The following is a 22,906-nucleotide window of genomic DNA, read 5'->3' as shown; positions in this document are numbered from 1 at the left end:
CTTGCGAACCGGGCAAAGCGCCTCATAAGTTGCGCAGGCAAAAGGATTTGAGGGAGGCGGAAATGCAAGGCTTCAAACTGGCTGGCTTGGCAGCATGCGCCGCGTTGCTGTGGAGTGATGTCGCCGTCGCACAAACCGTCAATCTCGAGGGCTGCCCGGCCAGCAAGGGCGAGGCGAGGACCTTGCTGTCGTCGCTCAAGGTGGTCGGTGCCCGGCCCGGCGGCACCAAATCCTACGCGACCGACACTATCCGCCTGCGCGGCGATAAGGTCGCGGGCATCTTCGCCGAGGACTATAACGCCTCCTGGCTCCATATTCAGCTGTCGCGTCCGCCCGCGACCTATGTGCCTGCGTTCAAGGCGCGTTACGCCAACGACGCCGAGCGCATGAACTGCGATCAGCCGGACGGATGCTACATCCGGATGAAGGACGGGCGCTATAACGGGCTTCACAGCGTCGACATCACCAAGTTCACCGGGCGCTTCGAGAAGGAAGGCGAGCCGGACGGATATTATCTGATCTGCTTCTACTGAGCGAAGCAGCCGCAAGCGCGCGGCGACGCTTGCGCCGGGCCGCACCTTCGACTAAAGGCGCGCGCTCAACCCCACATGGGAAGCATCATAACCCGGTGTCCGGCCTTGCCGGATCACTCGCTTCCCAGAGGATCAACCGGAAGGAATTATCCCTATGGCGGCACCTGTCGTCTCCATGCAGGCATTGCTCGAATCGGGCGCGCACTTCGGCCACCAGACGCATCGCTGGAACCCGAAGATGAAGCCGTACATCTTTGGCGACCGTAACGGCGTCCACATCATCGATCTTTCGCAGACCGTGCCGCTCTTCGCGCGTGCCCTGGAATTCGTCAGCTCGACCGTCGCTTCGGGCGGCAAGGTCCTGTTCGTCGGCACCAAGCGCCAGGCGCAGGAGCCGATCGCGGAAGCGGCGCGCCGTTCGGGCCAGCACTTCGTCAACCATCGCTGGCTGGGCGGCATGCTCACCAACTGGAAGACCATCTCGGGCTCGATCAAGCGCCTCAAGACGCTCGAAGAACAGCTTTCGGGCGACACGCATGGCCTGACCAAGAAGGAAGTGCTCCAGCTCACCCGTGAGCGCGACAAGCTCGAGCTCTCGCTCGGCGGTATCCGCGACATGGGCGGCGTTCCGGACATCATGTTCGTGATCGACGCGAACAAGGAAGAGCTGGCGATCAAGGAAGCCAACACGCTCGGCATCCCCGTCGTCGCGATCCTCGATTCGAACGTCTCACCCGATGGCATCGCATTCCCGGTTCCGGCGAATGACGACGCCAGCCGCGCGATCCGCCTGTACTGCGAAGCCGTTGCGATCGCAGCGACCCGCGGCGGCCAGGATCGTCAGGCCAGCTACGGCGTCGATCTCGGCGCGCAGGAAGTTGCGCCCGTCGAAGAGACGTTGACCGTTGTGGAGCCCGAAGCTCCCGCGGCGTCGACCGAGCCGGAAACGGCTGTCGAGGGCGAGCGTCAGCTCGACGCATAAGCGTCGTCACGCACCTGTAATCGGGGCGGGGCAGGGCAATATGCGCTGCTCCGCCCGACCAGTTTGAAGAAACCTGAGGAATTAGACATGGCAGAGATCACTGCAGCCGCCGTCAAGGAACTGCGCGAGCGTTCGGGCGCCGGCATGATGGATTGCAAGAAGGCGCTGAGCGAAACCAATGGCGACATCGAAGCGGCCAGCGATTGGCTGCGTTCGAAGGGTCTGGCCGCGGCCGCGAAGAAGTCGAGCCGCACCGCCGCTGAAGGCCTGGTCGGCGTTGCCGTCGCAGGCACGAAGGGCGTCGCCGTTGAAGTCAACTCCCAGACCGATTTCGTCGCGAAGAACGAGATCTTCCAGAACTTCGTTCGCGAAGTCACCGCCGTCGCGCTCGAAAAGGGTGATGATGTCGAGGCGCTGAAGGCTGCTTCGATCACCGGCGGCACGATCGAGGAAGTCCTCGTCGCCAATATCGCCACGATCGGCGAGAACCAGGTTCTCCGTCGTGCCAAGGCCGTCTCTGTCGCGAACGGCGCGGTGATCCCGTATGTCCATAACGCTGCGGCTCCCGGCCTCGGCAAGATCGGCGTGCTCGTCGCGCTCGAATCGGATGCCGGCGTCGATGTTCTCGAGCCGCTCGGCAAGCAGCTTGCGATGCACATCGCCGCCGCCTTCCCGCTGGCGCTGACCGTCGACGATCTCGACCCCGAAGTCGTCGAGCGCGAAGCTGCGATCCTGCGCGAGAAGAATGCGGAGAAGATCGTCGGCAAGTCGGCCGAAGTCGCTGAGAAGATCCTCAACGGCCCGATCGAGAAGTTCAAGAAGGAGAACGCGCTCCTCACCCAGGCGTTCGTCATGGACGGCAAGACCCCGGTGGGTGACGTGATCGCCAAGGCTGGCAAGGATGCCGGCTCGACGATCGTGCTCAAGGACTATGTCCGCTTCCAGCTCGGCGAAGGCATCGAGAAGGAAGAGAGCGACTTCGCAGCCGAAGTGGCCGCGACTGCCGGTCTGACCAAGTAAAGCGCATCGCCGGGGGACAACGCCCCCGGCGCATGTGCCGCTGCGGGGCGGGGATCTTCGGAATCCCCGCTTTCGCTGCCGCTTGCCGATCGCCGGTTGCGCAACCCGGCGCTAGTGCCTATTTTTCAGGCAGATCATGACGGAACTTGCCCCTATCCAGATCGGTCCTGTGCGGATCGACCAGCCGGTGCTGCTCGCGCCGATGACCGGGGTTACCGATCTGCCCTTTCGCCGGGTCGTGCGGAAATTCGGCTCCGGCTTGAATGTTACCGAGATGGTCGCCAGCCAGGCGGCGATCCGCGAGACGCGTCAATCGATCCAGAAATTCGCATGGGATCCGATCGAGGATCCGGTGTCGATGCAGCTTGTCGGCTGCACCCCGCATGAGATGGCCGAGGCCGCAAAGCTGAGCGAAGAGCGCGGCGCGGCGATCGTCGACATCAACATGGGATGCCCGGTCCGCAAGGTGACGAGCGGCGATGCCGGCTCGGCGCTGATGCGCGATCTCAAGCTCGCCGCCGCGCTCATCGAAGCTTGCGTGAAGGCGGTTAGTGTGCCGGTCACGGTAAAGATGCGGATGGGCTGGTGCCATGACAGTCTCAACGCGCCCGAGCTTGCTCGCATCGCCGAGGATCTCGGTGCCAAGATGATCACAGTGCACGGCCGCACGCGCAATCAGATGTATAAGGGCACGGCGGACTGGCGCTTCATCCGCAAGGTCAAAGAGGCGGTCTCGCTGCCCGTCATCGCAAATGGCGACATCTGTACCGTCGAAGACGCGCGCAACGCGCTGGAGCAATCCGGTGCCGATGGCGTCATGATCGGACGTGGCGCCTATGGAAAGCCCTGGGTGCTGCGCCAGGTGATGGACGCGCTGGCCGGCAAGGAAGAGCGCCCGGATCCTTCACTCGAAGAGCAATATCGCGTGATCCTGGAGCATTACCTCGACACCTTGAATCATTATGGCGACGAAGTCGGCGTCAACATGATGCGCAAGCATATCGGCTGGTACACCAAGGGCATCCATGGCTCGGCCGAGTTCCGCAACAACGTCAACAAGATCTCCGATCCGAAAAGGGTGCTGGAGATGCTCGACGAATTCTACGCACCATGGCGCTCCCGCGAAGCGGCCTGAGGGCCGGTCCGCAGGCTAAGGAAGGGCCGGGCTTCGCCGAATTGTTCGGGGCCTTGCCTGTCGGAGTATTGGTGATCGATCCGGACGGGCGCATCGCGCATGCCAATCCGGCCTGCGAATCCATGCTGAACCACAGCGAAAGCGCGATGATCGGCCAGCCTTATGACGCGGTGCTGCTGCCGCCGGAGGATTATGCCGATCGCCGTGATGGTCATGGCTTCGCCGCCTTCGATATCGAGATAGAGGCGGTGCGCGGGCCGCGTATCCGCGTCGATTTCGTCGAGAGTATGATCGCGGATCGTCCGGGCTGGCGTATTCTGACCCTGCACCACGCGCCGCAAGCGCGCCGCGTGACCGATCGCAGCGCCGGAGCACGCGCTGCCGTTGGCGCTGCGGCCATGCTCGCGCACGAGATCAAGAATCCGCTTTCCGGCATCCGCGGTGCCGCGCAACTGCTCGCCAGCGCCGGAGAGGATCGCGAACTCACCGGACTCATCACCACCGAAGTTGATCGCATCGTCTCGCTGATCGACCGGATGGAAGATTTCACCGACACGCGCCCGCTCAAGCTCCAGGCAACCAACGTCTATCCGCTGCTCGATCACGCGCGAAAGGTTGCGCTTGCGGGCTTTGCGCGTGGCATGGTGATCGAGGAGCGCTTCGATCCCTCCTTGCCCCCGGTGATGATCGATCCCGACGCGTTTCAGCAGGTGCTGCTCAATTTGCTCAAGAACGCCGCCGAGGCGCTTGCCGGGCTTGCCCAGCCTCGAATTACGCTGTCCACCGCCTATCGCCACGGCATGTCGATCAGCACGGCCCCCGGTCGCCCGCGCCAGCCGCTGCCGATCGAGATCCTTGTGATCGACAATGGCCCCGGTGCGCCGGCGGACATTGCCGAGCATCTGTTCGAGCCCTTCGTCTCCGGCAAGCCGGAGGGGAAGGGGCTGGGCCTGCCGCTGGTTGATAAGCTTGTGCGGGATCAAGGGGGGATTATCCAATATGCGCGCGAACGTGATCCTGAAGTGACTGTGTTCCGTATCCTGATGCCGAGGGCAGTATGAGCGCGCCCGGAAATGTCCTCGTGGTCGATGACGATGCGGCGATCCGCACCGTGGTGGCCGCCGCGCTGAAGCGCGAAGGCCACACGGTTACGACTGCGGCGAGCATCGGCGATCTGAGGCGCCTGCTGGCGAACGGCCGCCCCGATGTGCTGGTGACCGATGTCGTGCTTCCCGATGGTAACGGGTTGGATTTGGTAGCGTCGCTGACGGCGGAGCATCCTTCGCTGCCCGTGATCGTCTTCTCGGCGCAGAACACGCTGGCGACGGCGGTCCGCGCGACCGAAGTTGGTGCGTTCGACTATCTTCCCAAGCCCTTCGATCTGGACGTGCTAAGCCAGGCGGTCTGCGGGGCGATCGCAAAGGGGCGGCGCGGGCCGCTTGATGCTCCGGATGTGGAGGTGGGGGCGGGGACGACGACCCTGATCGGGCGGTCACCGGCGATGCAGGAAGTCTATCGCGTGATCGCGCGCGTGGTTTCGAACGACCTGACCGTGCTGATCATGGGCGAAAGCGGGACGGGCAAGGAACTGGTCGCCAAGGCTATCCACGATCTCGGGCCGCGCCGACGCGCGCCTTTCGTCGCGCTCAATATGGCCGCCATCCCGCGCGAACTGATCGAGGCCGAATTGTTCGGCCATGAGCGGGGCGCGTTCACCGGAGCGGCGGCGCGCGTTGCCGGCCGGTTCGAGCAGGCGGCGGGCGGAACGCTCTTCCTCGACGAAATCGGCGACATGCCGATGGATGCGCAGACGCGGCTGCTGCGCGTGCTTCAATCGGGGGAATTCACAACGGTGGGCGGTGCGCGCACAATCCGCGCCGACGTCCGTATCGTCGCAGCGACCAACAAGGATCTGGCTGCGCTCGTGCAGTCGGGCCAGTTCCGCGAGGATCTGTTCTATCGGTTGAACGTCGTTCCCGTGTCGCTGCCGTCCTTGCGCGAGCGGCGTCAGGACGTGCCGCTCCTTGCCCGGCATTTCCTCGATCGCGCCGCCGAGGATGGGTTGCCGCGCAAGCAGCTCGATGCATCGGCGGTCGCCGTGCTCGAAACCTATGACTGGCCGGGCAATGTTCGCGAGCTTGAAAACCTGATGCGCCGCATCGCCGTCCTCAGCCGCGACGAATGGATCGATGCAGACGGGATTCGGCGGGCGCTGGGCGAGGCCAGCCAGGGCAGCGTCGCACCCGGCGATGCAGGCATCGAAGCAGCGGTGCGCGCGCGGCTTGAGCGAATCGCGATCGAAGAGCCCCGTTCGCTGGACGATGGCAGTCTCTATGACCGGATCATCGGCGAGGTCGAACGTCCGCTGATCGAAGCGATGCTTGCGCGGCATCATCACAACCAGCTCCGCGCCGCGCGCGCACTGGGGATAAATCGCAACACTTTGCGCAAGCGGCTCGATACCTTGGGCATCGATGCGAGCGGAAATCGTCCTGATGGTGCCGATTAGCGACAGCTTACCGATTTTGTGTGTTCTTTCAGCCACAATCTTCGGCTAGCTAAGGATGAATGAGCGCCGTTTCCGAGCCGATTGCTGAACGCGCCCCGCCCCGGCGGCGGATCGGCGTAACGTCGGCGGTGTGGATCGGAGTGATCGCGCTGGCGGTCACGTTCGCAGCGGTCACCTATTTCACGATCACCGGTGAAGGCGATTCGCAACGCCTGCTGACCCCGCCGGTCGTTGCGTTGTTGCTGATCGCCAACCTTATGCCCGGCGTCGCGCTGCTCGTCCTGATCGGACGGCACATCGCGCGGAAGCGCTCGGCGAGCGCGGGCATGGGCGGCGGCAGCGGACTGCACGTTCGGCTCGTCGCGATCTTCTCGGTGCTGGCGGCGGTGCCGGTGCTGCTGGTCACGCTCGTCTCGTCGCTGCTCTTCCAATATGGCGTCGAATTCTGGTTTTCCGATCGTGCGCGCGGGATGCTCGAGAACGCGCAATCGCTGGCGCAATCCTCGTATCAGCAGCTCCTCGGCGAAGTCGGCAAGCACACGACCGCGATGGCGGGCGATCTTGGCGCCGGTCTGCGGGAGGCGCCGATCGACAGCCTCGATTTCACCCAGTTCTTCGCGCGGCAGGTCTATTATCGCAGCCTCAGCGAAGCGGTGATCTTCACGGTCACCCCGGCGGGAGCGATCGATACGGTCGCCTTGGTCAATCCGTATGAGCGCGACCTTGCCAAGGAAATCGATCCCAAGCTGATCGCCCAGATCAAGGACGATCAGGCATCGACCGGGGCCTCGGGCGATCGTATTCGCGCCATTGCCCGCATTCCCGGCGCCGATAATCTGTACGTCTATACCGGCCGGCTCTCCGACGTTGGCGAGATGAGCTCGCAGACGAGGCGAGCGCAGCTTGTGCTGGCCGATTATCGCGCGCTGGTGCAGCGGTCGCGTTCGCTTCAGTTGCAGTTCAATGGGGCGCTGCTTCTATTGTCGCTCCTGATCGTCGCCGCAGCGGTGTGGGTCGCGATCACGGTTGCGGACCGGCTGGTGCGGCCGATCAGCGAACTGGTGGGCGCGGCGCGGGACGTTGCGGGCGGCGACCTTGCGGTGCGCGTGCCCGAACCGAGGGCGCAGGACGAGATCGGCACGCTGGCCCGGGCGTTCAACAGCATGACCGGCCGGCTCGAGGATCAGCGTACCGAGTTGGTGACGGCCAACGCCCAGCTCGAAAGCCGCCGCGCGCTGATCGAGGCGGTGATGTCGGGCGTGTCCGCCGGCGTTATCTCGATCGCCGCCGATCGCAGTGTGCGCCTGATCAACGCGCCGGCACGCGCGCTGCTGCGGCAGGGCGACGAGGATCCGGCTGGGCGGCCTCTCAAGCAGATCGCGCCCGAGCTCGATGCCATGCTGGATGGCGATGATCGCGAGGGCGTGCTGCAGATCACCACCGGTGGCGAGGCGCTAACCCTCGCGGTCAAGATCACGCGCGACGAAGCGGGGCAGGTGCTGACGTTCGACGACATCACCCAGCAGCTAAATGACCAGCGCCGCGCGGCCTGGTCTGACGTTGCGCGCCGCATCGCCCACGAGATTAAAAATCCCCTCACCCCCATCCAGCTCGCCGCCGAACGGCTCCAGCGCCGCTATGGCAAGAAGATCGAGAATGACGACGGTACCTTCGCCAGGCTGACGGGTACGATCGTGCGGCAGGTCGGCGATCTGCGGCGGATGGTGGACGAATTCTCGTCCTTCGCGCGGATGCCCAAGCCCTTGTTCCGCCAGGAATCGCTGCTCGATATCGCGCGGCAGGCGATGTTCCTCCATGAGGTCGCCCATCCGACGATCCATTTCGAGCTCGAAGCGCCCGGTCCGGCCCCGACGATCATCTGCGACCGCCGCCAGATCGGCCAAGCGCTGACCAATGTCGTCAAGAACGCGGTGGAAGCGATCGAGGGACGCGGGGAAGGGGAGGCCCTGCCTCAAGGCGAGGTACACCTCACCATCGAACGCGGCAGCGATCATCGGGTGCTGCTGACGGTCGCGGACAATGGCGTGGGCCTTCCGGTCGAACGGAACCGGATCGTCGAACCCTATATGACGACGCGGACCGGCGGCACGGGACTGGGCCTCGCGATCGTCAAGAAGATCGTCGAGGAGCATTTCGGCACCATCGCCTTCTCTGATCGGCCGGGCGGCGGGACCTGCGTGACGATCTGCTTCGATACGGATCTGCTCGCCAATATGGCGGAAATCGGGGGCGACGACGATAGCACCGAGCCGCGTCCGCCTGTTCTAACGCGTACTGGAAAAGCCAAGTCATGAGCCTTGATATCCTGGTCGTCGACGATGAGCGCGACATCCGCGAATTGGTAGCCGGTGTCCTGGAGGACGAAGGCTATGCCACGCGCGGCGCTGGCGACAGCGACGCTGCGCTGGAGGCGATTGCCGAGCGGCGGCCGAGCCTGGTGCTGCTCGATGTCTGGCTGCAAGGATCGAAGCTCGACGGACTCGAGCTGCTGGACGAGATCAAACGACGCGACGCTTCGATCCCGGTGCTGGTGATCTCGGGCCACGGTAATCTCGACACCGCCGTGGCGGCGATCCGGCGCGGCGCGGCGGACTTCATCGAAAAGCCTTTCGAAGCCGAACGCCTGCTGCTCATGGTCGAGCGCGCGACCGAGACCGAACGGCTGAGGCAGGAGGTTGCCTCGCTGCGCGCATCGGTGGGCCGCGAGGAGGATTTGACCGGGACGTCGGGCGCGATCAACGGGGTTCGCGCCACACTGAAGCGCGTTGCCTCAACCGGCAGTCGGGTGCTGATCAGTGGCGGCGCTGGCGTGGGCAAGGAAGTCGCGGCGCGGCTCCTGCACGGCTGGAGCCAGCGCGCCGCCGGCCCGTTCATAATCGTCAGCTGCGCACGGATGCAGCCCGAGCGCGTGGAAGAAGAACTGTTCGGCGTGGAGGAAGGGGGAGACCTTATTCGCCCGGGCCTGCTTGAACAGGCGCATGGCGGCACGCTCTTCCTCGACGAGATCGCCGACATGCCGCTGGCGACGCAGGGCCGCATCCTGCGCGTGCTGACGGACCAGAGCTTCAGCCGCGTCGGCGGCACCCGGGTGGTCAAGGTCGACGTCCGGGTCGTCTCGGCCACCGCGCGGGACCTCCAGACCGAGATCGCGGAAGGGCGGTTCCGCGAGGACCTGTATTACCGGCTCAACGTGGTGCCGGTTGCAATCCCGCCGCTGACCGAGCGCCGCGAGGACATCCCCGTGCTGATCGAGCATTTCGTGGCGCACTATGCCAGCGGCCGCCGGGTGCCCACGCCCGAGGTGGCACCGGACGCGATGGTGGCGCTGCAAAGCTATGAATGGCCGGGCAACGTCCGCCAGCTTCGCAACATCGTCGAGCGCACCGTGATCCTGGCTCCGGGGGATCGCATCGGCCGCATCGAACTCGACCTGTTGCCGGCCGAGGTGCTGGGGAAGCCGAGCGACACCGGCGGGGGCATGGGATCGAGCGCCATCATGGGCGCGCCGCTGAAGGAAGCGCGCGAAAGCTTCGAGCGCGAGTATCTGAAGGTCCAGATCCGGCGCTTTTCGGGCAATATCTCGCGCACGGCGAGCTTCATCGGCATGGAGCGCTCGGCGTTGCACCGTAAGCTCAAGCTGCTGGGGATCAGCGAGAGCCGCGACGAATAGCGTAGGCCCCCGCGCTGGACACGGGCGGATGAATCCCTAGATTAGGGGCGAGCAGGCCGGCACGGCCTGCGCTCCGACGCCGGGAAACGGCGCTCTGCGGGAAAAATCCCGCCAAGAATACAAGGGAATGCGGAAACATGGCCGATAAGCAGACTTCGCTGCAGGACCTCTTCCTCAATTCACTCCGCCGGTCGAAAACGCCGGTCACCATGTTCCTCGTCAAGGGCGTGAAGCTCCAGGGGATCGTTACCTGGTTCGATAATTTCTCCGTGCTGCTGCGTCGCGATGGCCAGTCGCAGCTGATCTACAAGCATGCGATCTCCACTATCATGCCCGCGGGCCCGATGGACCTGACGCAGTTCCTCGATCAGCTTGGAGAACATCAGTCCAAGAACCCGGTTTTGCAGGAAATTTTCCTCAACGCCGTGCGCAAGCAGCAGGAAAGCGTGACCATGTTCCTGGTCAATGGCGTGATGCTGCAGGGGCAGATCGCGGCGTTCGACCTCTTCTGCATGCTGCTCCAGCGCGAGGGCATGGCGCAGCTCGTTTACAAGCATGCGGTTTCCACGATCCAGCCGGCGCATCCGCTGAACCTGGCCGAGGAAACGAACGAGGCCGACGACGATTAAGCTCCCATGAGCACCGGGTTCGATCGCGACGCCAGCGAGTTCTCGCGCGGCGCGAAGGCCGTCATTGTCTATCCGGACACTGGCGGCTCTTCGCGCGACCCGGAGGCGCGCCTTGAGGAGACCGCTGGCCTTGCACTGGCGATCGGGCTGGAGGTGGTCGAAAAGATCGCGTTCCGCCTGCGCCAGCCCAAGCCGGGAACGCTGATCGGCTCGGGGCAGGTGGAGGCACTGGCCGAAAGCGTGCGCGACCAGGAACTGGAAGTCGCGGTCTTCGACGCGTCGCTCACCCCGGTGCAGCAGCGCAATCTGGAAACCGGGCTCGGCTGCAAGGTGATCGACCGCACCGGGCTGATCCTCGAAATCTTCGGCGAGCGCGCCCGGACCGCCGAGGGGCGGCTCCAGGTCGAGCTCGCCCATCTCGATTATCAGGCGGGGCGGCTGGTGCGCAGCTGGACGCACCTTGAGCGTCAGCGCGGCGGCTTCGGCTTTCTAGGTGGCCCCGGCGAGACCCAGATCGAGGCCGATCGCCGCCTGATCCGCGACCGGATGGCGCGGCTGCGCAAGGAGCTCGATCAGGTGAGCCGCACCCGCGGGCTCCATCGCGAGCGCCGGCAGCGTGCGCCCTGGCCGGTGATCGCGCTGGTCGGCTATACCAACGCGGGGAAATCTACACTTTTCAATCGCCTGACCGGCGCTGACGTCATGGCGGAGAATTTGCTCTTCGCGACGCTCGACCCCACACTGCGGCAGATTTCATTGCCCGGCATCGACAAGGCGATCCTCTCCGACACGGTGGGCTTCGTCTCCGAGCTGCCGACGCAGCTCGTCGCGGCATTCAAGGCGACGCTCGAAGAAGTCATTTCAGCCGATCTGCTGATCCATGTGCGTGATATCGCCCACCCGGACAGCGAAGCGCAGCGGGCCGATGTCGAGAAGGTATTGGGCGAAATCGGCGTGTCGCCGGAAACGCCGCGCTTCGAGGCATGGAACAAGCTCGACTTGCTCGACGACGATCGCCGCGCCGAAGTGCTGGCCGAAGCGACGAAGCGCGAGGACGTGGTCGCGCTGTCGGCATGGACGGGGGAGGGCGTGGCCCTGCTCGTCGAAACCGTCGCGGCGCGGCTTACCGAAGGCCATCGGCGCTACACGATCACGCTCGATGCGGGCGACGGGGCGGGGGCCGCATGGCTCCACCAGCATGGCGACGTCATCGAACAGCGGGTCGAAGGGGACCAGGCGGTGTATGAAGTGCGGATGGCGCCGCGGGATTATGAGCGATTCGGGATGCGGAGCGGCTGACAGCGGCGCGGAAGGTGACACAAAGGTGACACCAACGCGCAGGTTTTCCGGAGCCGAATGTTCCCAATGTTCGCGCTGCCCATGGGGGCGGCCTAGCGATGTTCAAATCGGGTGATTCAGCGTGTCAAAGAGCGGCGCCGACGAGTCGGACAGCGGATCCAAGCATTTGAAATCCTACATTTCAATGCGTTCGTTCGCGCCGTTTCAGAGACCTTGCGGTTGGTATGAGAAGCGCCGTTTGCGCGTGCAGCTTGAACACCATCAGATCGAACATGCCGCCGCGCAGGGGATGATCGGTGGCATCCCTTGCGGCTTGTGCGGTGGCCTTTGCTTGAGACCCCAGCTTTCGCTGGGGTGACGGGTGGGTGGGGTGGCGCGGGGTGGTGCCGTTGGCCGTCATGCCAGCGGAAGCTGGCATCTCTTGGGGCTCCTGCGGTGGGCCTTCGCCTGAGACCCCAGCTTTCGCTGGGGTGACGGGGTGGGGTGACGGGTGTGGGGGGCGATCGAGGGGTCAGGTGGTTTTCTTCGCCTTCACCCAAAGTGCTTCCTTTGCCTCCAGATCGAGGCCGACGAACGCATCGCCGGCCTCGGCCTCCATCGCCTTGAAGCGGCGTTCGAACTTGGCGTTGGCGACGCGCAGTGCCGCTTCGGGGTCGACGCCCAGCTTGCGGGCCCAGTTGACCACGGCGAACAGCAGATCGCCAATCTCTTCCTCGCGATGCTCCGGCGTCTCAGCGGCTTCGACTTCCGCCAGCTCCTCATCGACCTTGGCGCGGGCGCCGCTGGCGTCGGGCCAGTCGAAGCCGGTGCGGGCGGCGCGTTTCTGCAGCTTTTCGGCGCGGAGGAGGGCGGGGAGGCCGATCGCGACGCCGTCCAGCGCGCCTTGCTCCCCTCTGCTCCCCCGCTCTGCGGCCTTGATTTGTTCCCAGAGATGATGGCCGCCCTCGGCCTGGCCCAGGAAGATGTGCGGGTGGCGGCGCTCCATCTTGTCGCTGATCGCGCTGGCAACGTCGGGGAGCGCGAAATGGCCGGCTTCCTCGGCCATTCGGCTGTGGAAGATCACCTGGAGCAGCAGATCGCCAAGCTCATCCTTGAGATCGGCCATATCGCCGCGCTGGATCGCATCGGCGACCTCATAGGCTTCCTCGATCGTATAGGGCGCGATCGTCTCGAACGTCTGGACCGAATCCCATTCGCAGCCGGTCCTGGGATCGCGCAGGCGCTCCATGATGCCAACGAGGCGCTGCATCGCATCCATGCTCATGCAAGGCCCCCCGCCAAAGCCGCACCGTTTGGAATGATAATATACATTATGTAAAATTCAATCCTGTGTGGCGGTGGCTTTCAGCGCGGTCCGGCTTGTGGGTCTCTCACCGTTCGCGGCGCGCGTCGGCGGCTCCACATCTTGCTCGGGCGCCGCTTCGATCGGCCCGGTGGCACCGTCTGGCTCCAGGATCAGCTCATCACCCTGAACCCGCCACGATTTGAGCCGTGACAGAAAATTCATGCCGAGAAGCTCTACCTCGCCAAGATTGTCGGAGATCGTGACTTCGAGATCTTCGGCGCGCAACGGCCCGATCTCGAGCTTCTCAAGCTTGCCGATACCCGCCTCGACCGTACCGTTTGCCGTCTCGATCAACACCGGCGGGCCTTTGCGGGGTTCGATCCCGGCGGCCTTGGCCGTAGCGGTCGAGAGCGCGATCACGGTAGCGCCGCTGTCGATCAGCATGCGGCGATCCATGCCGTTGAGCTTCACATTCGCCCAGAAATGGCCATCGCGGGCCTTTCGAATGCGAACGGTGCCGCCTTCGGCACGCTGCTCCTCATAGCCGCCAATGCGCGCGAAGAAGCCGTCGATCTCCTGCCGGTGATTATAGCCCATGAACAGGACGAGCCCGATCGCCGCCCAGGAAAACAGGCTGCCGAGCACCGTGGCGAAAGACGCGCGCCGCGTGAGCATTGCTCGCGCCGCAAGCACCAGCACGCCGACGAGCAGGATGCCGCTGAGCAGATCGTCGTTCACGCCTCTATCTCCATGCCGTCATAGCCCGGCTCGACGCCCCGAGGGAGCGTGGCGGCAAGTTCGGCATAATCCATGCTGTTGTCCATATGAACCAGCACAGTATGGCGCGGGGCCAGTTCCCCTGCCCATTCGAGCACCGAATCCAGATTGGGATGCGTCGGATGCGGTGCCCGGCGCAGCGCATCGACCACCCACAGATCAAGCCCCGCATAGAGCTTGCGCATATCCTTCGTCATTCGGTTGAAATCTGTAGCATAACCTATTGATTTATCGTTACTATCAAAGCGAAGTCCGGCGGATGAGATGCCGCCGTGCGGCTGGTCCTCCACGGTGACATGGATGTCGCCGATCTGGATCCGGTCCGGCAGCGGCTCCAGCGCGATCGTCGCGCGATAATTGGGGCGGCCGTGAAACGCATAAGCGAAGCGGAGCTGGAGCTGTTCGCGCGCGAAATTTCTGGCGAGCCCGCGCACCGGCTCGCCGCCGCGCGCGTGCATCACCTGGCGCAGGTCATCCAGGCCGTGGCAATGATCGGCATGATCGTGCGTCCAGATCACCGCGTCGAAATCGCTGATGTCTGCCGCCAGAAGCTGCTCGCGCATATCGGGGCTGGTATCGATCAGGATGCGCGTGGTTGCGGTGGAAACCAGCATCGATGCGCGGGTGCGGCGGTTACGGGGGTTCGCGGGATCGCAGGCCCCCCAATCATTGCCGATGCGGGGGACGCCCGAGGAGGTGCCAGAGCCGAGGATGCGGATTTTCATCGACGATCGTCACCCCGGCGAAAGCCGGGGTCTCGTGCCGCGCTGCCCCGCGCTTGCCTCACGCGATCCCAGCTTTCGCTGGGATGACGGGTGAGGAAAGCGTCTTGGCGAAGAGCTTGTGGAAATTCGCGCGGGTGGCGTCGGCCAGATCCTCGGCGCTCTGGCCGCGCAGATTTGCGAGGAAACGGCACGTATCGGCCACGAAAGCCGGTTCGCCGGTCTTGCCGCGATGGGGCACGGGCGCAAGGAACGGCGCGTCGGTTTCGATCAGCAGGCGATCGAGCGGAAGGCGCGCGGCGGTTTCCTGAAGATCGCGCGCGTTCTTGAACGTCACGATGCCCGAGATCGAGATGTAGAAGCCCAGATCGAGCGCGATTTCGGCAAAGGCGCCGCTGGCGGTGAAGCAGTGGATCACGCCGGGAAAGCCGCCCTTCCCCATCTCTTCGCGCAGGATCTCGGCGGTGTCTTCCTCGGCATCGCGGGTGTGGACGATGATCGGCAGGCCGGTTTCGCGGCTGGCGGCGATGTGGGCGCGGAAGCTGGCGCGCTGGCGATCTCGATCCGAATGATCGTAATAATAATCCAGCCCGCTCTCGCCGATGCCGACGACGCGGGGATGCGCGGCGCGGGCGACCAGCTTGGCGGTATCGACGTGCTCGTGCGTGTCCGCTTCATGCGGGTGGATGCCGACCGAGGCCCAGACATCGGCCTCGCGCTCGGCGACGGCGATAACCTCGTCCCATTCGCGCTCACGGGTCGAGATGTTGAGCATCGCGACCACGCCGGCATCGCGGGCGCGCGTCAGCACTTCGGGCTGCTGTTCGCCCAGGCCCTTGTAGATCAGGTGGCAATGGCTGTCGGCGAGGTTCACGCGGCTTCGCGCTCCCCCGTCATCCCCGCGAAAGCGGGGATCCAGAGCCAAGCAAGGCGCCGCAGAGCAACCCTGGGTTCCCGCTTTCGCGGGAATGACGAAATGCGTGTGACGGGTCTCATGCCTCTTCCTTCAGCTCCAGCCGTGGGAAGATGGGGGTCGGCGGCGCGATCTTCGAGCCCTGTTCTCCCAATTGGGCCAGCAGATTTGCGGCGGAGGACGGGATGACCGGCTGGATCGTGATGGCAAGGCGGCGGATCGCGTTGAGCAAGGTGCCGAGCACGGCGTGCATCCGCTCGGGATCGGTCTTGCGCAGCGCCCATGGGGCCTGGGTGTCGATATATTGGTTGCAGGCGAAGACGCCGGCCATCCACGCCTCGATCCCCTGGCTGAGCGCCAGATCGGCGAACGCCTTGTCGAAGCCGGCGCAGGCGGCATCCACCTCGGCGAGCAGCGCATCATCGGCGGGATCGGCCCTGCCCGCCTCTACCACGCCACCGAGGTTCTTGGCGATGAAGGCGAGGACGCGCTGGGCAAGATTGCCGAAGCTGTTCGACAGATCGGCGTTGGCGCGCGTCACGATCGCTTCGTCGCTGAACGTGCCGTCATTTCCGAAGCTGACGTCGCGGAGCAGGAAATAGCGCAGCGCGTCCTTGCCGTAGAGATCGGCCAATTCCATCGGATCGACGACGTTGCCAACCGATTTGGACATCTTCTCCCCGCGATTGAGCAGGAAGCCATGGCCGAACACCTGTTTCGGCAGCGCGAGCTTCGCCGACATCAGGAATGCCGGCCAATAGACGGCGTGAAAGCGGACGATATCCTTGCCGATCAGGTGCAGGTCGGCCGGCCAGTAGCGCGCCAGCCGCCCGGCATCGTCGGGATAGCCCGCGCCGGTCAGGTAATTGGTGAGTGCGTCGACCCAGACATACATGACATGGCCGGGCGATCCGGGCACCGGCACGCCCCAATCGAAGCTGGTGCGGCTGACCGACAGATCGACCAGCCCGCCCTCCACGAAGCGCAGGACTTCGTTGCGGCGCGATTCCGGGCGGATGAAATCGGGCTGGCTGTTGTAGAGATCGAGCAAAGGCTGCTGATATTTGGAAAGGCGGAAGAACCAGGTCTCCTCCGCAGTCCATTCCACCGGCGTGCCCTGGGGCGAGAGCTTTTCGCCCCCCTCCCCCTCGACCAGCTCCTTTTCCTCGTAAAAGGCCTCGTCGCGGACCGAATACCAGCCCTCATAGCGATCGAGATAGAGATCGCCGGCATCGGCCATCGCTTCCCAGATCGCCTGGCTCGCCTTGTAGTGCGCAGGCTCGGAGGTTCGTATGAAACGATCGCACGAAATATCGAGCTTGTCCGCCATCTCGCTGAAATAGGACGACATTTTGTCCGCGAGTTCGCGCGCGGTCATGTCGCGGTCGCGCGCGGTCTTGACCATCTTGAGCCCGTGCTCGTCGGTGCCGGTCTGGAAGAAGACGTCGCGGCCCTGCGCGCGCTGGAATCGTGCGATCGCGTCGGCGGCGATCATCTCATAGGCGTGGCCGATATGCGGACGCCCGTTGGGGTAATGGATCGCGGTGGAGATGTAATAGGGTTCGGCCATGCGCGGCCTTTAGGGCGAATTGCCGGGGTGCGAAAGTGCCCCGCCGCAAAGGGCTTAGCGCCCGGGCGCCAGCCTGGCGATCAGGCCCGACATTTCGAACACGGTGGCGCTCGCATCGAGCGACAGACCCAGCGCGCTGGCGGTGAGATCACGGGCTGCGGCATAAGCGTCCAGCGCGGTGCGCAGCCCCTCCCCGCTCTGTGCGCGCGCATGGTCGGCGATGAAGGTGGGCGCGCGGTCCAGAAACGCTTCATAGCGGGGCTGTGCGGCCTTTGCGCCAAGCAGCTTGGCAAGCCGGGAACGGACGATGTTCGCGGGATCGCCGGTAGCGGCAAGCGCGTTCATCTCGGCTTCCAGCGCCGCCAGATCGAGCCCGGCAAAGCCGAGCGCGCGCCCCGGCGAGCCCTGGCCCGCGCGGACCAGCGCATCCACCTCTGCCGGGTTCGCATCGGGCAGATGCTCGCGGACGATCCCCGCGACCTGGCTGGGTGCCAGCGCCTCGAACCGCAACAGGCGGCAGCGCGAGCGGATGGTGGGCAGCAGGCGGCCCGGCGAATGGCTGATCAGCAGGAAGATCGTCCCCCGGGGCGGCTCCTCCAGGCTCTTGAGCAGCGCGTTCGCGCCGGCGCGTTCGAGATCGTCGATCGCGTCGATCACGATCACGCGGCGTTCGGACAGTGACGGCTTGTTGGAGAACATCGCCTGAAGGCTGCGGACCTGCGCGATGGTGATCGAGCGGGCCAGCGCCTCGTCCGGCTTGTCAGGATCCTTGGGCAGCCGCACCAGCTCGCGATAATCGGGATGCGCGCCCGATGCCGCGTAGTGCGCGGTACGGGTCGATTCGGGCACGGCCCATCCGGGCGGGAGCGCATCGGGTTCGGCAGCTTCGGCGAGCATCCGGAGCGCCGCGGCACGGGCGAAGGCCCCCTTCCCCACCCCTTGCGGGCCCGCGATCAGCCAGGCGTGATGCAGCGTGCCGCTTGCCATCGCAGCGGCCAGCGCCTCGCGGGCGGAATCGTTGCCGATGGGGAGCATGGCATTTCTCTATCGCAGCCGTCGGCTCGGCGAAAGCTGCGGTCCAGGAAGGGGGCGCTCGCGGCGAAAGATCCCGGCTTTCGCCGGGAGACGGTCAAAGTCCGAACAGCGACCAGAGACCCAGCCAGGCGCGGCGGAAGAAGCCGGCCTCGCCGACATCGGCCGCTGCGACCAGCGGCAGCGTCTGCTGGGGCATGCCGGGCGAATCGATGACGAGATCGGCGATATGGTCACCGGCCTTGATCGGCGCCTTGACCGGCCCCTGATAGATGATGCGGCCCTGCATCTCGGGCGAGGTGCCGGCCGGCACGGTCGCGGCGAGATCGCGCGGCGCAACCACGGCTACCTTGCTCGATGCGCCGCCCTGAACCTCGACATCGCCGACCGGCTTGCCCTTGCCCACGATCGGATGCGGTGACCAGGCGCGGAAGCCCCAGTTCATGAACTTCACCGATTCCTCGGCGCGGCCGCCATAGGAGCCGAGCCCGGCGACGACCATGATCAGGCGGCGGCCATTCTGCTCGGCCGAGCCGGTGAAGCCATAACCGGCCTCCTGGGTATGGCCGGTCTTGAGCCCGTCCGCACCCGCAACCCTGCCGAGCAGCGGATCGCGATTGTCCTGCTTGATGACCTGGCCCGTGCTCAGCGTGCGGGTGTAGTTATGCTGGCTGTAGAACTGCTTGTAGAGCTGGGGATGCTCCTCGATCGTCGCGCGCGCCAGCTTGGCGAGATCGCGCGCGGTCACATAGGTGCGGCCCTCATCCGGCCAGCCATTGGAATTGCCGAACTGGCTGTTGGTGAGGCCGAGCTTCTTCGCCTGCTGGTTCATGAGGTTCGCAAAGGCAGGCTCGGTGCCCGCAATGCCTTCGGCCAGCACGACGCAGGCATCGTTACCCGAGAGCGTCACGACGCCGTAGAGCAGATCCTGCACGCTGACCTGCTCACCCGTCTCCAGGAACATGGTCGAGCCCGCCTGCGGCCCATGCCATTTGCGCCAGGTTTCCGGCTGCACCGTAAACTTGTCGTCGAGCTTGAGCTTGCCCTGCTTGATCAGATCGAAGGCGACATAGACCGTCATCATCTTCGCCATCGAAGCGGGCGGGATGCGACGGTCCGCGTCCTTGGCATAGAGCACCGCGCCGGAGGACAGATCCTCCATATAGGCGATCGGAGCGGGCGTATCGTAAGGCGGATTCGCCGCGTTCGTCGGTACGGCCGCAATGGCCAGTGCGAGAATCGATGCAGCGATCAGCTTCTTCATGGGGCTCCGTCCATTCAATTGATGACGCGAGCATCTCCATAGCCCGCACCAGCGGCCCGTCTGCGCGCCGCCTCCGCCTCTCCACGCGTCGCGAAGGGGCCAAGCTGGACGCGATAGAGTCCGCCACCCGGCTTTACGAAGCCTCCAAGGCTTTGGGCAAGCGATTGCGCGTTTCTGGCGTTCGAAAGTGCGGCGACCTGAACGACGAGGCCGGCGCCAACGGGCGTGCGCGTGGTCGTTACCGTGCGCGAAGGCTGCGCATAGCTGGGCTGGCCGTGGCTGGGCTGGCCGTAGCTGGGCTGGGGTGGCGGCGCTGCGGCGAATCCGTCGGCGGGCAGATGCTTGCGCAGCGCGTTCAGCAGCACCGGCGGCGTATCGGGACGCGATTCGGCGGGACGGCCCTGGTTGAGCGCGGCCTGATCGGATGGGGTCGGGACGACTGCGCGGACGCGGACGGGAATGGAGCGCGGGCCATCGTCACCGAGCTGGCGCGCGGCACCTGCGGACAGGTCCATCGGGTGATCCGCGCCGGGCTCCATCGTTCCCGTGATCAGCACCAATATGGTCTTGCCGCTGTCGAGCGCAGTGACCTCTGCAAAGCTGTTGACCGGTAGCGAGCGGTGGACCGCGACCACGGCGCCGTCAGCAGCGCCGCCGCCCGAAACCGGGCGGATGCCTGCATAGCCGACTTCGTCATAGCGCTTCTCGCCCGAACGCGAGGAGCCGCTGGGCCCTTCCGCGCCGGCAGCGGGATCGGAATAATCCTGTGGCATCGGCTCGGGTGCGCGCTGCGGTGGCGTATAATAAGCCTGTTGCGGCTGCCGGGAATCGCCGGGCGCAGCATAGGCCGCGCCGGGTGCGCCATCGTTGCGATATTGCGGCTGGACCATGTTGCCGCGCGGTGCGGGCGCTGCATCGGCGCGGGCATAGGGATCGCGCTGCGCTCCCCCTCCCCAGCTTTGCGCTGCGAGCGAACCTTGTCCGCCGGCGGTTTCGGCGCCGTAATCGGCATAGCTCCGGCCTCCGCCGCAAGCGGCAAGGGTCAGGCTGAGGGCAGCAACGAGGCTAGTCTTCCAGATCATGGGAAGAGCTTAGCGGGAAAAGCGTAAAGGCCGCGTTTAGCGCTCTACCTCGTCCGCCAGCAGCCCGACCGAGAGCGCGTAAAAGTTCGAGCAGTTGTAATCGAGGATCACGCGGTAATTGCCGGTAAGCAGATAGGCCGTCTTGCCGGGGCCATCGGGCTCGAGCAGGCTGGCCTGAATATTGTCGGCCGGCCAGGCGCGGTTGGTGGGGACGACACCCAGCGCGCGCCATTCGGCCATCGTCTTCCACTGGCTGTGCCGCTCATGAACGCGGGGGCAGCGCGGGCTGGTGGTGCGCGCGCGGATCGTCGAGCGATCGAGCGAGGCCGGCACGCTTACCGCAAAGCCCCAGGGCTGCCCCGGACGCCAGCCGGCATTGGTGAAGTAATTGGCGATCGAGGTCAGCGTATCCGCCTCGCTCGTCCAGATATCGGCCATGCCATCGCCATCGCCATCGCGCGCGAGCCGCAGATAGACCGAAGGCAGGAATTGCGGGCCGCCAAAGGCCCCTGCCCAACTTCCCACCAGCTTCTCGCGCGGGACGCCGCGATCGATCATCTTGAGCGTGGCGATGAATTCCCCGGAGAAAAGCGCGCGCCGCCGCCCTTCATAGGCCAGGCTGGCGAGCGCGCGGGGCAGATCGAAATTGCCCATCACGCGCCCGTAATTGGTTTCATGCCCCCAGATCGCGACCATGATCGATTCGGGCACGCCGGTCTCGCGCTCGATCTTCTCCAGCCGCCAGCGCTGGCGCTGATAGGCTTCGCGCCCGCGCGTGATTCGCGCGGCGTCGACATGGGTGCGGCGATAGGGCTCGAAGGCCGGAATCGGCGCGTTGGGCCGGCTTTCGGGCTGCTGGCGATCCAGCTCGACCACGCGCGGATTGTAGGTGAGGCCGGGCAGCACCGAATCGACCGTCCACTGGCTGACACCCTCCGCCACCGCCTGGCGGCCAAGCTGCTGCAGATATGCCTGGAAGCCCTGCTCATCCTGCGCCACCGCAGGACCCGCAGCAGGCGACGCCACGACAACCGCCGCCGCCAGCGCCAGACCCCAGCTCGAAAAGTTACGCCAACCCCTCATTCCGGCGACAGTGCCACAGCGAGGCGGGCGCGTGAATCCCCATTTACGGCCATTCATCAACATTTTCTGGCACATGACCGCAGACCGCGTTAGCTGGCGACTGCGCGGAGAGTTGGCCGAGTGGTTTAAGGCAGCGGTCTTGAAAACCGCCGTGGGTGCAAGCTCACCGTGGGTTCGAATCCCACCCTCTCCGCCATAGCTTTTCGTTGATAAGCGTGCCGATCTCACCGGCGGTGTCGCACACCCACGGTGCTTTGTTGGCGCTCCGGCCTGCCGGCCTGCGCGCGGGGGTTCGAATCCCACCCTCTCCGCCATAGGTCTTTGTCGATGGCGTACTCGGTCCACGTATAGGTTCGGGCTGCATGCGGATGCTGTGGTGTCGAACTGCTGCGGCTATGCCTTACGGCTATTGCGGCATCATGCGCCACAAGGCTGCGGCGACCCCGCCTCCGCCAATGCTGAGGGGCGCGCTTTCGCTGCGGCCATCGAGGCGCAGCACCAGCGAGGCGCTGAGCGCGGTGGGGCGGTGGACGCGCGGGCGGCGGTGTTCCGACAGCAAATCGCGCACCGCGAACAAACCGTTGGCGCCCGAAGTCACCTGTTCCTTCGCACCGGTCACGCGCCAGGCGTCGAACGACGGCACGTGGGCAGCGGCGTAAAGCGAGGTGGCGGGCGCTATGGGCTCCGGCGGTGGGGTGATCGCGAAACGCTCCACCATCCGATTCTCGAAATCGATGAGCGCGAGCGAGGGCGCCGGACCTCCGGCGAACCGGATCGCGACGTCGCCGCGGAGCGTCAGCGCGCTGTCATTGTTCAGAAAATCCAGCGATACCGGCAGGATCGGCGCGGAAAGATCCGTGGGAGACGGCTGCTTCGCCTTCTTGCCCCCCGCCGTCGCAGGAATGGCGGCGCTGCACGCGAGCAGACAGAAAAGCAGCCCCTTGAACATTCACCGCCCCCCAACCGTGAAGCTGAAGACGGTGCGCCGGAAAAATGGTTAACGCAATGCTGCGGCGTTCGAGTCGCCGCGCAATTGCTTCATTACGTCGTAAGTATTTCAAAAGCTTCGGCGGATAGCGGCTCCTGAAACTCAACGCCCGCCTCAAAGTCACCGGCCCACACCACTTTCGCGGCGACATGGCCGATCTTGGGCAGCGCGAGCCAGATCATCGTGCCCTTTCGCAGCTCGGAATAGGTCTGGATACCCGCGCCGTGGATCGAAAGATCGGTGACCTTGCACAAGGTCCGATCCAGCCCGCCCCGCCCGATCCGTGCGTCGAGCGAAACCGGTGCACGCGGGCTGCGGCGGCGACCGAGGCTCTCGGCAGGCTCATATTCGGCGGCAAAGGGTGCGGTTTTCGTAATCGCCATGGCGCAAAA

General features: G+C 65.1%; 22 protein-coding genes and 1 tRNA gene. 11 read left to right on the top strand and 12 right to left on the bottom strand.

Annotated elements, in window-relative coordinates; all coding sequences use genetic code 11:
* Positions 1–62 precede the first annotated feature (62 nt).
* The 10 genes from SSO01S_RS04040 to hflX all read left to right on the top strand — a co-directional run bounded on the left by SSO01S_RS04040 (position 63) and on the right by hflX (position 11,798).
* Positions 63–533, top strand: a complete 471-nt coding sequence (locus SSO01S_RS04040) for a hypothetical protein (RefSeq protein ID WP_066795523.1) — start codon at positions 63–65, stop codon at positions 531–533.
* Positions 534–687: 154 nt separating this feature from the next.
* On the top strand, positions 688–1,515 hold the full coding sequence (gene rpsB, locus SSO01S_RS04035) for a 30S ribosomal protein S2 (RefSeq protein ID WP_066795520.1): 828 nt from the start codon (positions 688–690) through the stop codon (positions 1,513–1,515).
* Positions 1,516–1,602: 87 nt separating this feature from the next.
* Positions 1,603–2,535: a translation elongation factor Ts gene (tsf, locus tag SSO01S_RS04030; protein WP_066795518.1), complete on the top strand. Its 933-nt coding sequence runs from the start codon at positions 1,603–1,605 to the stop codon at positions 2,533–2,535.
* 136 nt (positions 2,536–2,671) lie between these two features.
* The gene (dusB, locus tag SSO01S_RS04025) at positions 2,672–3,670 is read left to right on the top strand and encodes a tRNA dihydrouridine synthase DusB (protein WP_066795515.1); all 999 of its coding nucleotides are present in this window, start codon (positions 2,672–2,674) and stop codon (positions 3,668–3,670) included.
* Complete coding sequence (locus tag SSO01S_RS04020) at positions 3,646–4,731, top strand: two-component system sensor histidine kinase NtrB (RefSeq protein ID WP_066795513.1); 1,086 nt, start codon at positions 3,646–3,648, stop codon at positions 4,729–4,731. The genes dusB and SSO01S_RS04020 overlap by 25 nt, the downstream gene beginning before the upstream one ends.
* On the top strand, positions 4,728–6,179 hold the full coding sequence (gene ntrC, locus SSO01S_RS04015) for a nitrogen regulation protein NR(I) (RefSeq protein ID WP_066795512.1): 1,452 nt from the start codon (positions 4,728–4,730) through the stop codon (positions 6,177–6,179). The genes SSO01S_RS04020 and ntrC overlap by 4 nt, the downstream gene beginning before the upstream one ends.
* A gap of 59 nt (positions 6,180–6,238) precedes the next feature.
* Positions 6,239–8,494 (top strand): sensor histidine kinase, encoded by a 2,256-nt coding sequence (locus SSO01S_RS04010; RefSeq protein WP_066795510.1) that lies wholly within the window; start codon positions 6,239–6,241, stop codon positions 8,492–8,494.
* Positions 8,491–9,870, top strand: a complete 1,380-nt coding sequence (gene ntrX, locus SSO01S_RS04005; protein WP_066795508.1) for a nitrogen assimilation response regulator NtrX — start codon at positions 8,491–8,493, stop codon at positions 9,868–9,870. Before SSO01S_RS04010 ends, ntrX begins: the two co-directional genes overlap by 4 nt.
* 32 nt (positions 9,871–9,902) lie before the next feature.
* Positions 9,903–10,499: an RNA chaperone Hfq gene (gene hfq / locus SSO01S_RS04000; RefSeq protein WP_083942832.1), complete on the top strand. Its 597-nt coding sequence runs from the start codon at positions 9,903–9,905 to the stop codon at positions 10,497–10,499.
* A 6-nt stretch (positions 10,500–10,505) separates the two neighbouring features.
* Positions 10,506–11,798, top strand: a complete 1,293-nt coding sequence (gene hflX, locus SSO01S_RS03995) for a GTPase HflX (RefSeq protein ID WP_066795502.1) — start codon at positions 10,506–10,508, stop codon at positions 11,796–11,798.
* Positions 11,799–11,979: 181 nt separating this feature from the next.
* Here hflX and SSO01S_RS17510 read toward each other — a convergent pair whose 3' ends face one another.
* From SSO01S_RS17510 to SSO01S_RS03950, 10 genes are all read right to left on the bottom strand, one after another.
* The gene (locus tag SSO01S_RS17510; RefSeq protein WP_157073631.1) at positions 11,980–12,198 is read right to left on the bottom strand and encodes a hypothetical protein; all 219 of its coding nucleotides are present in this window, start codon (positions 12,196–12,198) and stop codon (positions 11,980–11,982) included.
* A 111-nt stretch (positions 12,199–12,309) separates the two neighbouring features.
* Positions 12,310–13,062, bottom strand: coding sequence for a nucleoside triphosphate pyrophosphohydrolase (gene mazG / locus SSO01S_RS03990; protein WP_066795499.1), 753 nt, complete (start codon positions 13,060–13,062; stop codon positions 12,310–12,312).
* A 57-nt stretch (positions 13,063–13,119) separates the two neighbouring features.
* Positions 13,120–13,821 carry a retropepsin-like aspartic protease family protein gene (locus tag SSO01S_RS03985; protein ID WP_245646568.1) on the bottom strand — a complete coding sequence of 234 codons (702 nt, stop codon included), beginning with the start codon at positions 13,819–13,821 and terminating at the stop codon, positions 13,120–13,122.
* A complete protein-coding gene (locus tag SSO01S_RS03980; RefSeq protein ID WP_066795496.1) occupies positions 13,818–14,585 on the bottom strand; it encodes an MBL fold metallo-hydrolase in 768 nt (255 codons plus the stop codon). Before SSO01S_RS03980 ends, SSO01S_RS03985 begins: the two co-directional genes overlap by 4 nt.
* Positions 14,586–14,643: 58 nt before the next feature.
* Positions 14,644–15,456 (bottom strand): TatD family hydrolase, encoded by an 813-nt coding sequence (locus SSO01S_RS03975; RefSeq protein WP_066795494.1) that lies wholly within the window; start codon positions 15,454–15,456, stop codon positions 14,644–14,646.
* A 118-nt stretch (positions 15,457–15,574) separates the two neighbouring features.
* Positions 15,575–17,065, bottom strand: a complete 1,491-nt coding sequence (metG, locus tag SSO01S_RS03970) for a methionine--tRNA ligase (protein ID WP_066795491.1) — start codon at positions 17,063–17,065, stop codon at positions 15,575–15,577.
* 54 nt (positions 17,066–17,119) lie between these two features.
* The gene (locus tag SSO01S_RS03965) at positions 17,120–18,100 is read right to left on the bottom strand and encodes a DNA polymerase III delta subunit-related protein (protein ID WP_066795487.1); all 981 of its coding nucleotides are present in this window, start codon (positions 18,098–18,100) and stop codon (positions 17,120–17,122) included.
* Between the two features lie 94 nt (positions 18,101–18,194).
* On the bottom strand, positions 18,195–19,361 hold the full coding sequence (locus SSO01S_RS03960; protein ID WP_066795485.1) for a D-alanyl-D-alanine carboxypeptidase family protein: 1,167 nt from the start codon (positions 19,359–19,361) through the stop codon (positions 18,195–18,197).
* Positions 19,362–19,375: 14 nt separating this feature from the next.
* Positions 19,376–20,443 carry an SPOR domain-containing protein gene (locus tag SSO01S_RS03955; RefSeq protein ID WP_066795483.1) on the bottom strand — a complete coding sequence of 356 codons (1,068 nt, stop codon included), beginning with the start codon at positions 20,441–20,443 and terminating at the stop codon, positions 19,376–19,378.
* Positions 20,444–20,479: 36 nt separating this feature from the next.
* The gene (locus SSO01S_RS03950; RefSeq protein WP_066795482.1) at positions 20,480–21,526 is read right to left on the bottom strand and encodes a lytic murein transglycosylase; all 1,047 of its coding nucleotides are present in this window, start codon (positions 21,524–21,526) and stop codon (positions 20,480–20,482) included.
* A gap of 106 nt (positions 21,527–21,632) precedes the next feature.
* Between SSO01S_RS03950 and SSO01S_RS03945 the strand changes: the two genes are divergently transcribed.
* A tRNA-Ser gene (locus SSO01S_RS03945) sits at positions 21,633–21,722 on the top strand.
* 210 nt (positions 21,723–21,932) lie between these two features.
* Here the strand turns inward: SSO01S_RS03945 and SSO01S_RS03940 are convergent.
* Both SSO01S_RS03940 and SSO01S_RS03935 read right to left on the bottom strand, forming a co-directional pair.
* Complete coding sequence (locus tag SSO01S_RS03940; protein ID WP_066795479.1) at positions 21,933–22,475, bottom strand: hypothetical protein; 543 nt, start codon at positions 22,473–22,475, stop codon at positions 21,933–21,935.
* Between the two features lie 92 nt (positions 22,476–22,567).
* Positions 22,568–22,897, bottom strand: coding sequence for a PilZ domain-containing protein (locus SSO01S_RS03935; protein ID WP_066795476.1), 330 nt, complete (start codon positions 22,895–22,897; stop codon positions 22,568–22,570).
* Positions 22,898–22,906: the final 9 nt, after the last annotated feature.

The sequence above is a fragment of the Sphingomonas soli NBRC 100801 genome, assembly GCF_001591025.1.
Taxonomy (GTDB): domain Bacteria; phylum Pseudomonadota; class Alphaproteobacteria; order Sphingomonadales; family Sphingomonadaceae; genus Sphingomonas; species Sphingomonas soli.
The sequence above is the reverse complement of the archived record's forward strand: the minus strand, read 5'-3'. Positions and strand labels throughout refer to the sequence as shown.

Coding starts and splice junctions, on each gene's coding strand:
- SSO01S_RS04040 (WP_066795523.1), top strand. CDS start 63: ATGCAAGGCTTCAAACTGGCTGGCTTGGCAGCATGCGCCGCGTTGCTG.
- rpsB (WP_066795520.1), top strand. CDS start 688: ATGGCGGCACCTGTCGTCTCCATGCAGGCATTGCTCGAATCGGGCGCG.
- tsf (WP_066795518.1), top strand. CDS start 1,603: ATGGCAGAGATCACTGCAGCCGCCGTCAAGGAACTGCGCGAGCGTTCG.
- dusB (WP_066795515.1), top strand. CDS start 2,672: ATGACGGAACTTGCCCCTATCCAGATCGGTCCTGTGCGGATCGACCAG.
- SSO01S_RS04020 (WP_066795513.1), top strand. CDS start 3,646: ATGGCGCTCCCGCGAAGCGGCCTGAGGGCCGGTCCGCAGGCTAAGGAA.
- ntrC (WP_066795512.1), top strand. CDS start 4,728: ATGAGCGCGCCCGGAAATGTCCTCGTGGTCGATGACGATGCGGCGATC.
- SSO01S_RS04010 (WP_066795510.1), top strand. CDS start 6,239: ATGAGCGCCGTTTCCGAGCCGATTGCTGAACGCGCCCCGCCCCGGCGG.
- ntrX (WP_066795508.1), top strand. CDS start 8,491: ATGAGCCTTGATATCCTGGTCGTCGACGATGAGCGCGACATCCGCGAA.
- hflX (WP_066795502.1), top strand. CDS start 10,506: ATGAGCACCGGGTTCGATCGCGACGCCAGCGAGTTCTCGCGCGGCGCG.
- SSO01S_RS17510 (WP_157073631.1), bottom strand. CDS start 12,198: ATGACGGCCAACGGCACCACCCCGCGCCACCCCACCCACCCGTCACCC.
- mazG (WP_066795499.1), bottom strand. CDS start 13,062: ATGAGCATGGATGCGATGCAGCGCCTCGTTGGCATCATGGAGCGCCTG.
- SSO01S_RS03980 (WP_066795496.1), bottom strand. CDS start 14,585: ATGAAAATCCGCATCCTCGGCTCTGGCACCTCCTCGGGCGTCCCCCGC.
- metG (WP_066795491.1), bottom strand. CDS start 17,065: ATGGCCGAACCCTATTACATCTCCACCGCGATCCATTACCCCAACGGG.
- SSO01S_RS03965 (WP_066795487.1), bottom strand. CDS start 18,100: ATGCTCCCCATCGGCAACGATTCCGCCCGCGAGGCGCTGGCCGCTGCG.
- SSO01S_RS03960 (WP_066795485.1), bottom strand. CDS start 19,361: ATGAAGAAGCTGATCGCTGCATCGATTCTCGCACTGGCCATTGCGGCC.
- SSO01S_RS03955 (WP_066795483.1), bottom strand. CDS start 20,443: ATGATCTGGAAGACTAGCCTCGTTGCTGCCCTCAGCCTGACCCTTGCC.
- SSO01S_RS03950 (WP_066795482.1), bottom strand. CDS start 21,526: ATGAGGGGTTGGCGTAACTTTTCGAGCTGGGGTCTGGCGCTGGCGGCG.
- SSO01S_RS03940 (WP_066795479.1), bottom strand. CDS start 22,475: ATGTTCAAGGGGCTGCTTTTCTGTCTGCTCGCGTGCAGCGCCGCCATT.
- SSO01S_RS03935 (WP_066795476.1), bottom strand. CDS start 22,897: ATGGCGATTACGAAAACCGCACCCTTTGCCGCCGAATATGAGCCTGCC.